The sequence below is a fragment of the Micromonospora reichwaldensis genome (assembly GCF_031845925.1).
Classification (GTDB): Bacteria; Actinomycetota; Actinomycetes; order Mycobacteriales; family Micromonosporaceae; genus Micromonospora; species Micromonospora reichwaldensis.
In genome coordinates this window covers 71,459-85,750 of sequence record NZ_JAVRFL010000031.1, presented here as the reverse complement: position 1 = coordinate 85,750, position 14,292 = coordinate 71,459, and the positions used below count along the sequence as shown (strand labels likewise).

13 protein-coding genes are annotated in these 14,292 nt (G+C 74.6%); 9 read left to right on the top strand and 4 right to left on the bottom strand.

The annotated features are described in order from the left end of the window. Positions 1-63 precede the first annotated feature (63 nt). The 4 genes from RM555_RS23410 to upp form a co-directional block, all read right to left on the bottom strand. Entirely contained in the window at positions 64-741 is a 678-nt protein-coding gene (locus tag RM555_RS23410; RefSeq protein ID WP_311413751.1) for a GOLPH3/VPS74 family protein, read from the bottom strand. Between the two features lie 145 nt (positions 742-886). Next, positions 887-1,930, bottom strand: a complete 1,044-nt coding sequence (locus RM555_RS23405) for a CU044_5270 family protein (RefSeq protein WP_311413750.1) — start codon at positions 1,928-1,930, stop codon at positions 887-889. Positions 1,931-1,940: 10 nt separating this feature from the next. Continuing rightward, on the bottom strand, positions 1,941-2,480 hold the full coding sequence (locus tag RM555_RS23400) for an RNA polymerase sigma factor (RefSeq protein WP_311413749.1): 540 nt from the start codon (positions 2,478-2,480) through the stop codon (positions 1,941-1,943). 171 nt (positions 2,481-2,651) lie between these two features. After that, a complete protein-coding gene (gene upp / locus RM555_RS23395; RefSeq protein ID WP_311413748.1) occupies positions 2,652-3,284 on the bottom strand; it encodes a uracil phosphoribosyltransferase in 633 nt (210 codons plus the stop codon). Positions 3,285-3,416: 132 nt separating this feature from the next. On the opposite strand from upp, the gene deoC reads away from it, so the two are divergent. From deoC to cydC, 9 genes are all read left to right on the top strand, one after another. Further along, complete coding sequence (gene deoC, locus RM555_RS23390) at positions 3,417-4,376, top strand: deoxyribose-phosphate aldolase (protein WP_311413747.1); 960 nt, start codon at positions 3,417-3,419, stop codon at positions 4,374-4,376. Between the two features lie 6 nt (positions 4,377-4,382). Then, positions 4,383-5,813, top strand: a complete 1,431-nt coding sequence (locus tag RM555_RS23385; protein WP_311413746.1) for an aldehyde dehydrogenase family protein — start codon at positions 4,383-4,385, stop codon at positions 5,811-5,813. After that, positions 5,806-6,630, top strand: a complete 825-nt coding sequence (locus RM555_RS23380; protein ID WP_311413745.1) for an aldehyde dehydrogenase family protein — start codon at positions 5,806-5,808, stop codon at positions 6,628-6,630. Before RM555_RS23385 ends, RM555_RS23380 begins: the two co-directional genes overlap by 8 nt. A 230-nt stretch (positions 6,631-6,860) precedes the next feature. Next, on the top strand, positions 6,861-7,319 hold the full coding sequence (locus tag RM555_RS23375) for a BlaI/MecI/CopY family transcriptional regulator (protein WP_311413744.1): 459 nt from the start codon (positions 6,861-6,863) through the stop codon (positions 7,317-7,319). 10 nt (positions 7,320-7,329) lie between these two features. Then, on the top strand, positions 7,330-8,235 hold the full coding sequence (locus RM555_RS23370) for a M56 family metallopeptidase (RefSeq protein WP_311413743.1): 906 nt from the start codon (positions 7,330-7,332) through the stop codon (positions 8,233-8,235). A 278-nt stretch (positions 8,236-8,513) separates the two neighbouring features. Further along, positions 8,514-9,764: a cytochrome ubiquinol oxidase subunit I gene (locus RM555_RS23365; RefSeq protein ID WP_121396649.1), complete on the top strand. Its 1,251-nt coding sequence runs from the start codon at positions 8,514-8,516 to the stop codon at positions 9,762-9,764. A 10-nt stretch (positions 9,765-9,774) separates the two neighbouring features. Beyond that, entirely contained in the window at positions 9,775-10,782 is a 1,008-nt protein-coding gene (locus RM555_RS23360) for a cytochrome d ubiquinol oxidase subunit II (RefSeq protein ID WP_311413742.1), read from the top strand. Then, entirely contained in the window at positions 10,779-12,455 is a 1,677-nt protein-coding gene (cydD, locus tag RM555_RS23355) for a thiol reductant ABC exporter subunit CydD (RefSeq protein ID WP_311413741.1), read from the top strand. The genes RM555_RS23360 and cydD overlap by 4 nt, the downstream gene beginning before the upstream one ends. After that, positions 12,452-14,272 (top strand): thiol reductant ABC exporter subunit CydC, encoded by a 1,821-nt coding sequence (cydC, locus tag RM555_RS23350; RefSeq protein WP_311413740.1) that lies wholly within the window; start codon positions 12,452-12,454, stop codon positions 14,270-14,272. Before cydD ends, cydC begins: the two co-directional genes overlap by 4 nt. Positions 14,273-14,292 lie beyond the last annotated feature (20 nt).

Sequence of the window (14,292 nt, the reverse complement as noted above, 5' to 3'; positions counted from 1 at the left end):
GGGGGATGGGGCAGGGCATGGGTGGGTGGGGTGGGGTCGGGTCGGGTGGGGCAGGTCGGGTGGTTAGCGGCGGGGGCCCAGGGCGGCGTTCACGGCGCTGGCCAGGGCGGCCACGACGAGGCCGACGGAGGGGCGGACCACGGAGTCGTCCAGGCTGACGGTGCCGGAGAAGCCGGAGCCGCCGGCGATTTCCTCCAGCCGCTGCCGGGCCTCCCGGGCCGCGTCACCGCTCAGGCCGAGCGCCGGCTCCATCCGCAGCACCGCGACCAGGGTGGCCAGGGCCGCCGTCCGCTCGTCCGGCAGTTCGCCGCTGGCCAGCGCCTCGGCGAGCCGGCGTCGGGTGTCCGCCTCGACGGCCGGGTCCACCGTCGGGTAGCGGTGCACGTGGATGAAGCCCAGCTCGGTCTCGTCGACGTCGCGCACCACGCCCTGGGCGCACAGGGTCTCGAGGATCTTGTCGCGCAGGCCGTGCCGCAGCCGCTGCACCCAGGACGAGGGGCTGTGCGGCGTGTCGGCGGCCATGCGGGCGAGGACCCCGTCGACGAGCGGCTCGCCGGTGGGCGTCGGGTCGACCACCGTCAGGGACCCCTCGGAGTACGCGATCCGCCCGGCCAGGGCCAGTTCGATCAGCACCGCGGCGGCCATCCCCAGGTCGAGGCTGATCCGCGGCATGGTCGCCTTGCCGGTCTCGTCGTCGTACGCGAGGAGAAGCAGCTCTTCGGCGAGAGCAACACCAGTCATGGCCGGACACGCTAGCGGGTGCGGGCACCCCCGCGCACCAACTCGACGCCGATGGCGCGCCGCCGCCCTCCGCACGCCTGCCCGTCGCCACCGTCGCCGGAGCGGGTGGGGGTGCCAACTCCACCCGCCCCAACGGGCACGGTGCTCAGCCGAGCGTGTCGGTACGACCGGTCCGGAGGAACAACAGATAGTGCAGAACGCGACGCCGGGGAGCCAGCTCCAGGTACTCGTAAGCGAGCAGCTCACCGGTCGACGGGTCGAAGACCAGCAACATCTGCGCCCGCTGCGGGTACTCTCCCGCCGGTGGGGTCAGGTCAGCGGTGACCGCCAGCCCCGAGCGGCCGGCCCGGTCGACGACCTGCCCGCGCCACACGAAGCCGGGCTTGTCGGCAAGAATGGCGAGGATGGTGGCCCGGGCCTGCCGGGGCACCACGTGGGTAACGAAGACTCCCTGCACCGCCATGGCCACGTGTCCCGCCGATTGCTCGTTCCGGAGCATGCGGGTGAGCGCCGCCCGATCGCCGGGCAGCTTTCCGAGCTTCTGGGGTGGGTGCTCGCGGAGCTCCCCGCTGGGCGCCGACGTCGCGCTGGGGTGGGGCGTCGCCGTGCGCGTCGGATTCCGCGTGGACCAATACTCCCGGGAGGCCGCGTCGGGATACTCGACCCCCAGGACGTCGTGTTTCCCCCACCGGCGACCGTCGCGCGCCGCCCAGTTGCGACGTTCCTCCACGTAGCTCTTCATGTGGCGCTCGGGCGAGAACGCGCTCACACCGCCCCAGGACTTGGTGTGGTGGTAGATGAAGCGACCCCCCGCTTGGTCGTACGGTGCGTCCACGAGCCGCGCGGCGAGTGCCCGCAGGTGCGGCCCGGCCGGTTCGGCGGCGTTGATCTCGTAGGACACCGGTTGGAGCACGACCCCGTCGACCGGCTGCGGTGCGGCCGGCAGGGCGGGCACCGGCCTGTCCCGTAGCACCTGCACCAACCCGGCGGACCCGACCAGGGTCACTGTGGCGGCCGCGCCGATCAGGACCGCGCGCCGGCTCGCGGGCCGGCGCGCCGGCACCTCCGGGCCCGCCTCCTCCGCGCGGAGGATCACGTCGTGCGCGGAGAGCGGCGATGGTGCCACCAGGGCGTTTCGCGCCGGGTCGGCCGGTCCCAGGACATCCCGAATCTGCTGCTGCGTGTTCATGATGCTCCTCTCAGGCGTGGGCGTTCGCCGGCCGGGCGGCGCGGGCCGGGTTCGGAGCTGCCAGGACGGACCGCAGGCGGCGTCGGGCCCGGTAGAGCCGCACGGCGGCGGCGGTCCGGGTGCAGTGCAGGACGACGGCGGCATCGGCGACGCTCAGGTCCTCCCAGCCGACCAGGCGGAGGATCTCCTGGTCGGCCTCGGGCAGGGCGCGCAGCGCCCGACGCAGGTCGAGCACCGGCGTCGTGGCCTCGGGCTCGGCGAGTCGTGTCGGCACCTGGTCGGCCTCGGCGAGCGGGAGCAGACTCGGGCTGCCGTGCAGGGCCCGCCACCGGTTCGCCACGACGTGTCGCGCGACGCCGTAGAGCCACGGGAGGGCGCGTTCGGGCACCTCGCTCCGGCGCCGCCAGACCACCACGAACACGTCCTGGGCGAGTTCGGCGGCCGCATCGCCGTCGGGCAGCCGACGCAGGCCGTACCTGACGATGTCCGGGTAGTGCGTGGCATAGAGGTTGGTGAACCAGCCCTCGTCCCGCTCGCTTGCGGGTCTCATCAATCGATCTCCCGACCGGAGTTCCTGACAGGGACACCAGGTATGTGTTCCGGACGGGTCAGATCGTTACCGGGGAGCCGGAGGAAGAACGAGAATTCACCAGCGGGCGGCGGGGGAAGGCCGCCCGCTCCGCCCGCCCGAGGTGCCGGTGCGGGCGGAGCGGTAGCGGTGTCAGAAGCGGGGCATGCCGCCGAACTGGCGGTCGCCGGCGTCGCCGAGCCCCGGCACGATGAACATGCTGTCGTTGAGCCCCTCGTCGATCGAGGCGGTGACCAGGCGCAGCGGCAGGCCGGAGCGCTCCAGCCGCTCGATGCCGACGGGCGCGGCGAGCACGCAGAGCACCGTGATGTCGGTGCAGCCCCGGTCGGCCAGCAGCCGGCAGCAGTGCTCCAGCGAGCCGCCGGTGGCGAGCATCGGGTCGAGCACCAGCACCGGCAGGCCGCTCAGGTCGCGCGGCAGCGACTCCATGTAGGCGCGCGGCTCGTACGTCTCCTCGTCCCGGGCCAGGCCGACGAAGCCCATCGAGGACTCCGGCAGCAGGCCGAGCGCGGCGTCGGCCATGCCCAGGCCGGCCCGCAGCACCGGTACGAGCAGCGGCGGGTTGGCCAGCCGGGTGCCCTCGGTGCCGGTGACGGGGGTCTGCACCGGGTACTTCTCGACGGGGAAGGAGCGCGCGGCCTCGTACACCAGCATGGTGGTGAGTTCGTGCAGCGCCGCCCGGAACGAGGAGGAGTCGGTGCGCGCGTCCCGCATGGCGGTCAGCCGCGACTGGGCGAGCGGATGGTCAATGACGTGTACGTCCACGATCGCTCAACCTACCGGTCCACCCGTCCCGGCACTGCGGGTGCGGCCGGACCGGCGACCTCGCTCACCACCGCGCCGGCGACGGCACGGTGACCAAGATCACTGTCCGGCCGGGTGCGTAGACTTCGGGGCATGACGGCGACAGCGACGTCGGCCCGGTCGGAGCTCTCCGAGTTGGGACGATCCGAGACCGCTCTGCGGACCTTCCTGCACGGCCTGCCCGGCGTGGACCAGGTCGGCGCGGAGCAGCGGGCGGCACAGCTCGGCACCCGCTCCATCAAGACCACCGCCAAGGCCCAGGCCATCGACCTGGCGATCCGGATGGTCGACCTGACCACCCTCGAAGGGGCGGACACCCCGGGAAAGGTGCGGGCCCTCGCGGCCAAGGCGCTGCGCCCCGACCCGGCCGACCCGTCCTGCCCGCACGTGGGCGCGGTCTGCGTCTACCCGGCGATGGTCCCGCACGTGGCCGAGGTGCTGCGCGGCAGCGGCGTGCACCTGGCCAGCGTGGCGACCGCCTTCCCGTCGGGCCAGGCCCCGCTGGAGGTCAAGCTCGCCGACACCCGGGCCGCCGTGGCGGCCGGCGCCGACGAGATCGACATGGTGATCAACCGGGGCGCCTTCCTCGCCGGCCGCTACCAGGAGGTCTACGACGAGATCGTGGCCACCAAGGAGGCCTGCGGCGACGCGCACCTCAAGGTCATCCTGGAGACCGGCGAGCTGGCCACGTACGACAACGTGCGGCGCGCCTCCTGGCTGGCGATGCTGGCCGGCGGCGACTTCATCAAGACCTCCACCGGCAAGGTCCCGGTGGCGGCCACCCCGCCGGTGACCCTGGTCATGCTGGAGGCCGTCCGCGACTTCCGGGCCGCCACCGGCCGGCAGGTCGGCGTGAAGCCGGCCGGCGGCATCAAGACCACCAAGGACGCCATCAAGTACCTGGTGATGGTCAACGAGACCGTCGGCGCGGACTGGCTGGACCCGGACTGGTTCCGGTTCGGCGCCTCCAGCCTGCTCAACGACCTGCTCATGCAGCGCACCAAGCTGACGACCGGCACCTACTCCGGTCCCGACTACTTCACCCTGGACTGAGAGCCGATGTTCGAATACGCACCCGCCCCCGAGTCCCGCTCGGTGGTGGACCTGAAAGCCTCCTACGGGCTCTTCGTCGACGGGGAGTTCGTGGATCCCACCGACGGCGGCACGTTCAAGACGGTCAACCCGGCCTCCGAGGAGGTGCTCGCCGAGGTCGCCGAGGCCGGCGCGCAGGACGTGGACCGCGCCGTCCGCGCCGCCCGCCAGGCGTACGAGAAGGTCTGGGGCCCGATGCCGGGCCGGGACCGGGCGAAGTACCTCTTCCGGATCGCCCGGATCATCCAGGAGCGCTCCCGCGAGCTGGCCGTGCTGGAGTCGCTCGACAACGGCAAGCCGATCAAGGAGTCGCGCGACGTCGACCTGCCCCTGGTCGCGGCGCACTTCTTCTACTACGCCGGCTGGGCCGACAAGCTGGAACACGCGGGCTTCGGCGCGAACCCGCGCCCCCTCGGCGTGGCCGCGCAGGTCATCCCGTGGAACTTCCCGCTGCTGATGCTGGCGTGGAAGATCGCCCCGGCGCTCGCCGCCGGCAACACGGTGGTGCTGAAGCCGGCCGAGACGACGCCGCTGACGGCACTGCTCTTCGCCGAGATCTGCCAGCAGGCCGACCTGCCCGCCGGCGTGGTCAACATCGTCACGGGCGCCGGCGAGACCGGCCGCGCGTTGGTCGAGCACCAGGGCGTGGACAAGGTCGCCTTCACCGGTTCGACCGAGGTGGGCCGGGCCATCGCCCGCTCGGTCGCCGGCACCCGCAAGAAGCTCACCCTGGAGCTGGGCGGCAAGGCGGCCAACATCGTCTTCGACGACGCCCCCGTCGACCAGGCGGTCGAGGGGATCGTCAACGGGATCTTCTTCAACCAGGGGCACGTCTGCTGCGCCGGCTCCCGGCTGCTGATCCAGGAGAACGTCGCCGACCGGGTGCTGGAGTCGCTGAAGCGGCGGATGGCCCAGCTGCGCGTCGGCGACCCGCTGGACAAGAACACCGACATCGGCGCGATCAACTCGGCCGCGCAGCTCGCGCGGATCCGGGAGCTGTCCGACGCCGGGTCCGCCGAGGGCGCCGAGCGCTGGTCGCCGCCGTGCGAGCTGCCGGAGCGCGGCTTCTGGTTCGCGCCGACGATCTTCACCGGGGTCACCCAGGCGCACCGGATCGCCCGCGAGGAGATCTTCGGCCCGGTGCTGTCCGTGCTGACGTTCCGCACCCCGGCGGAGGCCGTCGAGAAGGCCAACAACACGCCGTACGGGCTGTCGGCCGGGATCTGGACCGACAAGGGCTCCCGCATCCTGTGGATGGCCGACCGGCTGCGCGCCGGCGTCGTCTGGGCCAACACGTTCAACAAGTTCGACCCCACCTCGCCGTTCGGCGGCTACAAGGAGTCGGGCTACGGTCGCGAGGGCGGCCGGCACGGGCTGGAGGGCTACCTCAATGTCTGAGCGGGTCGCGGTACGCAAGACGTACAAGCTCTTCATCGGCGGGAAGTTCCCGCGCAGCGAGTCGGGACGGTCGTATCTCGTGCAGGACTCCAACGTGTCGCTCGCCTCCCGCAAGGACGCGCGGGACGCCGTGGTCGCCGCCCGCGCCGCCGTGAAGGGCTGGGCCGGGGCGACGGCGTACAACCGGGGTCAGATCCTCTACCGGGTCGCCGAGATGCTGGAGGGGCGGCGCGAGCAGTTCGTCGCCCTCGGCGTGCCCGGCGACGAGGTCGACGCGGCCGTGGACCGCTGGGTCTGGTACGCCGGCTGGTCCGACAAGCTGCCCCAGGTGTACGGCGGCGCCAACCCGGTCGCCGGGCCGTACTTCAACCTGTCGGCGCCCGAGCCGACCGGCGTGGTGGCCGTGGTCGCCCCCGAGTCCCCGGCGCTGCTCGGCCTGGTCAGCGTGATCGCCCCGGCGATCGTCACCGGCAACACCGTGGTCGTGGCGACCTCGCCGACGCAGCCCCTGGCGGCCGTGACCCTGGCGGAGGTGCTCGCCACCTCCGACCTGCCCGGCGGCGTGGTCAACCTGCTCACCGGCCGGATCGCCGAGACCGTGCCGGCGCTGGCCGCCCACATGGACGTCAACGCCATCGACCTGACCGGGGTGGCCGACGCCGAGCTGGCGACGGAGCTGGAGGTCAAGGCGGCGCAGAACCTCAAGCGGGTGCTCCGGCCGGCCCCGGCCGACCACGACTGGTCCGCCGACCCCGGCATCACCCGGATGACCACGCTGCTGGAGACGAAGACGGTCTGGCACCCCAAGGGGGTGTGACTGGTCGCTGTCCTGGGGTTCTCCGGGGAGCCCCGCCCGCTCCGGGCGGTCAGGCTTGATCCCTGCGCGGGCGGGGCTTCCCCAGAGAACCGTTCGTGGACAGGTTCGTGGGAAAGCTCAGCTCAGGTGTGCTGCCTCGGGTGGGTTCAGCCTGGGGTGCTGCCGTGGATGGCTGGGGTGGTCCGGTGTGCGGGGCGGGGCGGGTCTACTACGGGGGGTAGGATTGCGGCGTGACTCGGCTTGGTGATCTCGAACGTGCGGTGATGGACGTCTTGTGGGACTCGGTCCCGGGCACGTCGGACGGGATCACCGTGCGCGAGGTGGCCGACGCGCTGGACGGCCGCGAGCTGGCGTACACGACGGTGATGACCGTGCTGGACCGGCTCGCCGGCAAGGGCATGGTGCAGCGCGAGCGGGAGGGGCGGGCCTGGCGTTACCGGGCCGCCGCCAGCCGCGAGGCGTACATCGCCCAGCTCATGCTCGACGCCCTCGACCTCGGCGGCAGCCGGGACGCCGCGCTGGTGCGCTTCGCCCGGTCGGTGACCGGCACCGAGGCCGAGGTGCTGCGCGCCGCCCTCGGGGCCGAGGCCGAGGGGACCGGGCACGACGGGAGCGCGCTGACCGACCGGGTCGAGGCGCCGTCGGTCGACGGCCTGCCGCCCCGGACCGGCAAGGCAGCGGACAGGTAGGGCGACGGTCGTGGCGTACGCCCTGCACTTCGCCGCGTCGATGCTGGCCTGCTGGCTGACCGCGCAGGTGCTGGCCCGCTCCACCTGGACGTGGCGCAGTCCCCGGGTCGCGATCGTCTGCTGGCAGGCGGTCGGGCTGGCCCTCGGGCTCTCCGCCATGGGCGTGCCGATGGCGCTGGGCCTGTCCGCCTACGACCGCCCGACCGGCAGCGCGCTGGTCGCCCTCGCCACCGACCTCGCCCACGGCACCCTGCCCGTCGGGCTGGGCGCGCCGCACCTGGCCGCCGTCGGGGTGGGCTTCGGCATCGGCGCGGTGCTGCTGACCACCACCGTCCGCAGCATCCACGGCACCGTACGCGCCCAGCGCCGGCACCGGGACCTGCTCGCTCTGGTCGCCCGCCGGGACCCGACGGTGCCGGGGGCGCTGGTGCTGGACCATCCGAGCGCGGCGGCGTACTGCCTGCCCGGGATGAAGCCCCGCGTGGTGGTCAGCGCGGGCACGCTCGACCTGCTGGACAGCGCCGAGTTGGCGGCCGTGCTCGCCCACGAGCGGGCGCACGCCCAGGAACGGCACGACCTGGTGCTGCTGCCGTTCACCGCGCTCAGCCGGGCGCTGCCCTGGTTCGCCTGGGTCCGCGAGGCGCACGACCGGGTCGCCCTGCTGGTCGAGATGCGGGCCGACGACAAGGCCCGGGAGGCGCACGCCGACGCCCCGCTGGCCGGCGCGCTGCGCCGGTTCGCCGCGGCCGGCAACCGGGTGACTCCGGCCGGCACGCTCGGGCTGGGCGACCGGGACCTCGACGTCCGGGTGCAGCGGCTCCTGGTCGCCGACCGGCCGCCCCGGCTGCTCGGGGCCGCCGCGCTGACCGTGGCGACCAACGTGGCCGCCCTGCCGGTCTCCCTCTTCCTGAGCTGACCGGGCGCCGGCCCGCCCCCGCGCCGCCCGCTTCCCTCGGTGGCACCAGGGGACCGCCGGCGCGCTCCCGCGCACGGTGGAGTTACCGCCGCGTGGATCGCCGCCGGACATGCTGGGACCGGACCGCCCGCGTACGCGAACCGCCCGGCGCCCCACCCTCCCCCACGGCTACTACAAAACGTCGTAGCATCGTCTACGACGGGCCATAGTAGTTATGCGTAGGCAATCTACGTGTAGGCTCGCTACGACAAGTGAGCCAACCGTACGGAGAGCCGGCCATGGACACCCTGCTCCTCGCCCGCCTGCAGTTCGCCACCACCACCTCGATCCACTTTCTCTTCGTGGCGGTGACCCTCGGCCTCGTGACCCTGCTGGTCGGTCTCCAGACCGCCTGGGTGATCACCAACAAGCCGGTCTACGAACGGCTGACCCGCTTCTGGGGCCAGCTCTACGTGATCAACTACGTGCTCGGCATCGCCACCGGCATCGTGATGGAGTTCCAGTTCGGGCTGAACTGGAGCGGGCTGTCGCGCTACGTCGGCAACGTCTTCGGCGCGCCGCTGGCCATCGAGACGCTTGTCGCGTTCTTCCTGGAGTCGACGTTCCTCGGCATGTGGATCTTCGGCTGGCACCGGCTGCGTCGGGGCGTCCACCTCGCCCTGCTCTGGGGCGTCGCGATCACCGCGTACGCCTCGGCGTTCTGGATCATGGTGGCGAACTCCTGGTTGCAGAACCCGGTCGGCTACGAGGTACGCGACGGGGTCGCGCACCTCACCGACTTCTCCGCGCTGCTGGACAACCCCACCTTCCGCGTGGCCTTCGGGCACGTGGTCACGGCGGCGCTGCTCGTCGGCGGAATGCTGATGGCGGCGGTCAGCGCGTGGCACCTGGTCCGGCGCACCGACGACTTCGCCCTGCACCGCAAGGGGCTCCGCATCGGCCTGATCACCTCGGCGGTGGCGATCTTCTTCGTGCAGGGCTTCGGCTTCGCCCAGTTCTTCGCGATCAGCGACGTGCAGCCCACCAAGTTCGGCGACGACCCCGCCGCCGCGCCGCTGATCGCCGACTGGACCGCCCGGTTCGGCCCCGGCGACTACACCCCGCCGGCCCTCGCCGACGTCGGCCTCGGTTTCATGATCCTGATCGGCTTCACCCTCGGCCTGCTCTGGCTGATGCTCCCGCTGCTCTGGCGGGACTGGGTGATCCGGCTGCGCGTCCCGCTGTGGATCCTCCAGTTCGCCCTGCCGCTGCCGTTCGTCGCGATGATCCTCGGCTGGATCGCCCGCGAGGTCGGCCGCCAGCCCTGGGCCGCGTACGGGCTGCTGCCCGTGGACCAGGCGGTGTCGCCGGTCAGCCCCTGGCTGATGCTCACCTCGCTGATCGGCTTCAGCCTGCTGCTCGGCGCGCTGGCCGTCACCAACTGGGTGCTGCTGGCCCGGCACGCCGCCCGGGGCGCGCACGACCCGGCCCTGGGCCGGCAACCGGACCAGCCGCCGGCCGACCCCCACCCCGAGCCCGCCTTCGCCTGAGGAGACGACCGTGGAACTCGCCTGGTACGCCCTGCTCGGCCTCTTCTTCGCCGTCTACCTGGTGCTCGGCGGCTACGACTACGGCGTCGGCCTGCTGCTCGCCCGGGGCGCCGACCCCGCCCGCCGCCGCGCCGCGCTCAACGCGGTCGGCCCGTTCTTCCTCGGCAACGAGGTCTGGCTGGTGGCCGCCGTCGGCATCCTGTTCGGCGCCTTCCCCGTGCTGGAGGGGGAACTGCTCTCCGGCTTCTACCCGGCGGTGCTCGCCGCGTTGACCGGGGTCATCCTGGTGACCGCCGGCGTGCAGTTGCGCAGCCGCCCCGACGGGCAGCGGGCCCGCGCCTGGTGGGACCGGATCGTGGTCGTCGGCAGCGTGCTCGCCGCGCTCGGCTGGGGTGCCGTGCTGGCCGGGCTGCTCCAGGGCGTACCGCTGCGCGCCGACGGCCACGTCGCCGGGGTGACCCACCTCTTCACCCCGTTCGTGGCCGCCGCCGGGCTCGCCGTCGTCGCGCTGGTCGCGCTGCACGGTGCGACCTTCCTCACGCTCCGGCTGCCCGCCGCCGACGCCGCGCCGGTCGGGCGACTGGCCGCCCGGCTCGTCCCGGTGGCGCTCACCACCGTCGGCGCGGCCACCGTCCTCGGCCTGCTCTCCGCCGACGTACGCGCCGCCGCACGGCAGCCGGTGGTGGGCGTACTGCTGCTGTCGTTGCTGGTCGCGGCGCTGCTGACGGCCCGGACGGCGCTCGCCCGGCGGCGGCCGGGGCTGGCCTTCGCCGCCACCTGCGCGTCGCTGGCGCTGCCGGTGGCGCTGGCCGGCGCGACCATCTGGCCCTACGCGCTCGTCTCCACGGTCGACCCCGGCGCGTCACTGACCGTGGCCGACGCGGCGGCGAGCACCCCCACGCTGCGGCTGCTGAGCTGGGTGACGCTGCCGCTCCTGCCGGCCCTACTAGGCTTTCAGGCGATGTGCTGGTGGGTGTTCCGGGGACGGACCGACGGCAGGGCACCGGTGTACTGGTGAACCGCCGTCCCTTCGACCCGCGTCTGCTGCGTCGGGTCCCGGGGGCCCGGCGCGACCTCGCCGTGCTCGCGTTGCTCGGCGTGCTGGCCGCGGGGCTGGTCGTCGCGCAGGCCACGACGCTGGCCGCGCTGCTGGCCACCGCGTTCGAAGGGCGGCTCGACCGGCCGGCGCTGGCCGGCTTCGCCACCGCGGTGGCCGCCCGCTCGCTGCTGGTCTGGGCGCAGGGCACGGTCTCGGCCCGGGTCGCGGCGACGGTCAAGGCGGCACTGCGGGCCGACCTGCTCGGGGCGGTCGGGCGGCACGGCCCCGGCTGGGTCGCGGGACAGCGCGCCGGGCAGCTCGCCACGCTGACCGGGCGCGGGCTGGACGCGCTCGACGCGTACTTCACCGGCTACCTGCCGCAGCTGGTGCTCAGCGTCACCGTGCCGCTCGCCGTGCTGGCCCGGATCTTCCTCGCCGACTGGAGCTCGGCACTGATCATCGCGGTGACGCTGCCGCTGATCCCGATCTTCGGCGCGCTGCTCGGCTGGCAGGCGCAGGCCGCCACCGAGCGGCAGTGGCGGCGGCTCTCCCTGCTCGGCGGGCACTTCCTCGACATGGTCGCCGGCCTGCCCACGCTGCGCGCGTTCGGCCGGGCCCGGGCGCAGACCGACGTGGTCCGCCGGATGGCCGACGGCCACCGGGTCGCGACCATGAAGACGCTGCGGATCGCGTTCCTGTCCGCCCTGGTGCTGGAGCTGGTGGCCACCCTCTCGGTGGCGCTGGTCGCCGTGCCGGTCGGCCTACGGCTGCTCGGCGGCGGGCTGACCCTGCAGACCGCGCTGCTGGTGCTGCTGCTCACCCCGGAGGCGTACCTGCCGCTGCGGGCGGCCGGCGCCCGGTTCCACGCCAGCATGGAGGGGCTCACCGCGCTGGACGAGGCGCTGACCCTGTCGGCCGCCGCCCCCGCGCCGGCGCGCGGCGCGGGCGCGGCCGTCCCCGACGGCCGCGGCGAGATCCGGTTCGAGGCGGTGACCGTGGCGTACGAGCGGACCACCGCCCTGCGCGACGTCACGCTGACCATCCGCCCGGGCGAGCGCGTCGCCGTGATCGGCCCCAGCGGCGCCGGCAAGAGCACCCTGCTCGGCCTGCTGCTCGGCTTCGTCACCCCGACCGCCGGCCGGGTCACCGTGGGCGGGGTCGACCTGGCCGACGCCGACGCCGACGGCTGGCGCCGCCAGGTGGCCTGGGTGCCGCAGCGGGCCCACCTCTTCGCCGCCCCGCTGGCCGACAACATCCGGCTCGGCGCGCCGGACACCCCCGACGCCGCGCTCGCCACGGCGGTCCACGACGCCGCCCTGGACGACGTGGTCGCCGGGCTGCCCGACGGGCTCGCCACCGTCCTCGGCGAACGCGGGCACGGCCTCTCCAGCGGGCAGCGGCAGCGGGTCGCGCTGGCCCGCGCGTTCCTGCGGGACGCGCCCGTGGTGCTGCTCGACGAGCCGACCGCCCGGCTGGACACCGCCGCCGAGGCGGTCGTCCTCGACGCCACCCGCCGGCTGGTGGCCGGGCGGACGGCGCTGCTGGTGGCGCACCGGCCGGCGCTGCTCGCCGACGCGGACCGGATCCTGCGCATCGAGGACGGCCGGGTCACCGAGCTGACGCCCACGGCGGCCGGGGAGGCCACCCGATGACCGACGACCGCCCTCCCGCCGACGCCCGGCCCACCCACGCCCCCGGCACCGCCGCCGACGCCCGGACCGGGCCGGGGCGGGCCGGCTCCGCCGAGCGGGCCGTGCTACGGCTGGCCCGGCCGTACCTGAACCGGCTGCTCGGCGCGGGGCTGCTCGCCGCCGCCACCGAGTTCGCCGGCCTCGCCCTGATGGCCACCGCGACCTGGCTGCTGATGAGCGCCGCCGGCCAGCCCCCGCTGGACCGCCTCACCGTGGCGATCGTGGCGGTCCGGGCGCTGGCGATCAGCCGGGGCGTGCTCCGCTACACCGAACGGCTCGCCGGGCACGACGCCGTGCTGCGGCTGATCACCGACGTCCGGGCCCGGGTCTTCGGCACGCTCGCCGCCCGCCCGACGGCCCGGCAGCGCTCCGGCGACGCGCTGAGCCGGCTCGTCTCCGACGTGGAGGCCGTCCAGGACCTGCTGCTGCGGGTGCTGGTGCCGGCCTCGGCGGCGGCGCTGGTCAGCGTGCTCGCGGTCGGCGGGGCGGCGCTGATGTCGCCGGCCGCCGCCGGGGTGCTCGCGGTCGGGCTGCTGGTCGCCGGGGTGGCGCTGCCCGCACTGGCCACCGCGCTGACCCGGCGCGCCGCCGCCGAGCTGGCGCCGCTGCGCGGCGCCCTCGCCACCGACGCGGTCGACCTCACCCACGGCGCCGCCGACCTGGCCGCGTTCGGCGCCACCGGGCACGCGCTGGAGGCGGCCGGGGCACGGGCCCGGCGGCTGGCCCGGTTGGAGCGGCGGCTCGCCGCCACGGGCTTCGCCGTCGACGCGGCGGGGGTGCTCGTGGCCGGGCTGACCGCCGGCGCGGTGGTGCTCGCCGCGCTCGCCGACGACGTGGACGGGGTGCTGGTCGGCGTCCTGGCGGTCGGCACGCTCGCCGCCGTCGAGATCGCCCTGGCCCTGGTCGGGGCCGCCCGGCAGTGGACCCAGCTGCGGACCGGCCTGACCCGGGTCGCCGCCCTGCTGGACGCCCCGGCCGGTCCGGCCACCTCCGACGGCGCGCAGGTCGGCCCCGGGCCGTACGACGTCCGGTTCGAGGAGGTCACCGTCCGGTACCGGCAGGGCGCCCCGCCCGCCCTGGACGGGTTCAGCCTGGACCTGCCGCCCGGTCGCCGGGTCGCGGTGGTCGGGCCCAGCGGCGCCGGCAAGAGCACCCTGGCCGCCGTCCTCACCGGCGCGGTGCGCCCCGCGCACGGCCGGATCACCCTCGACGGGCGCGGACTGTCGGCGTACCGGGCCGAGGAACTGCCCCGCGCCGTCGGCGGACTGCTCGCCGAGGCGTACGTCTTCCACGCCTCCGTGCGGGAGAACCTGCTGCTCGGTCGGCCCGCCGCCGGCGAGGAGGAGCTGGCGGCGGCGACCGCGGCGGCCGGGCTGCTGGACTGGGTGCACGAGCAGCCCGACGGCTGGGACACCGTGGTCGGCGAGGAGGGCGGCCAGCTCTCCGGCGGCCAGCGGCAGCGGCTCGCGCTGGCCCGGGCGCTGCTCGCGGCGCCGGGAGTGCTGGTGCTCGACGAGCCGACCGAGGGGCTCGATCCCGCCGCCGCCGACGCGGTGCTCGCCTCCGCGCTGGCGGCCGCCCCGGCCGGGCACTCCGTCCTGCTCATCAGCCACCGGCTCAGCGGGCTCGCCGAGCTGGACGAGATCGTGGTGCTGGACGCCGGGCGGGTGGCCCAGCACGGCCGGCACGCCGAACTGGTCGCCGCCCCCGGCTGGTACCGGGACCAGTGGCTGATCCAGGAGGCGGCCGAACGCGGGTACCTGGCGCTGCGCCCCTGACCTCCGGCCGGCCCGACCCG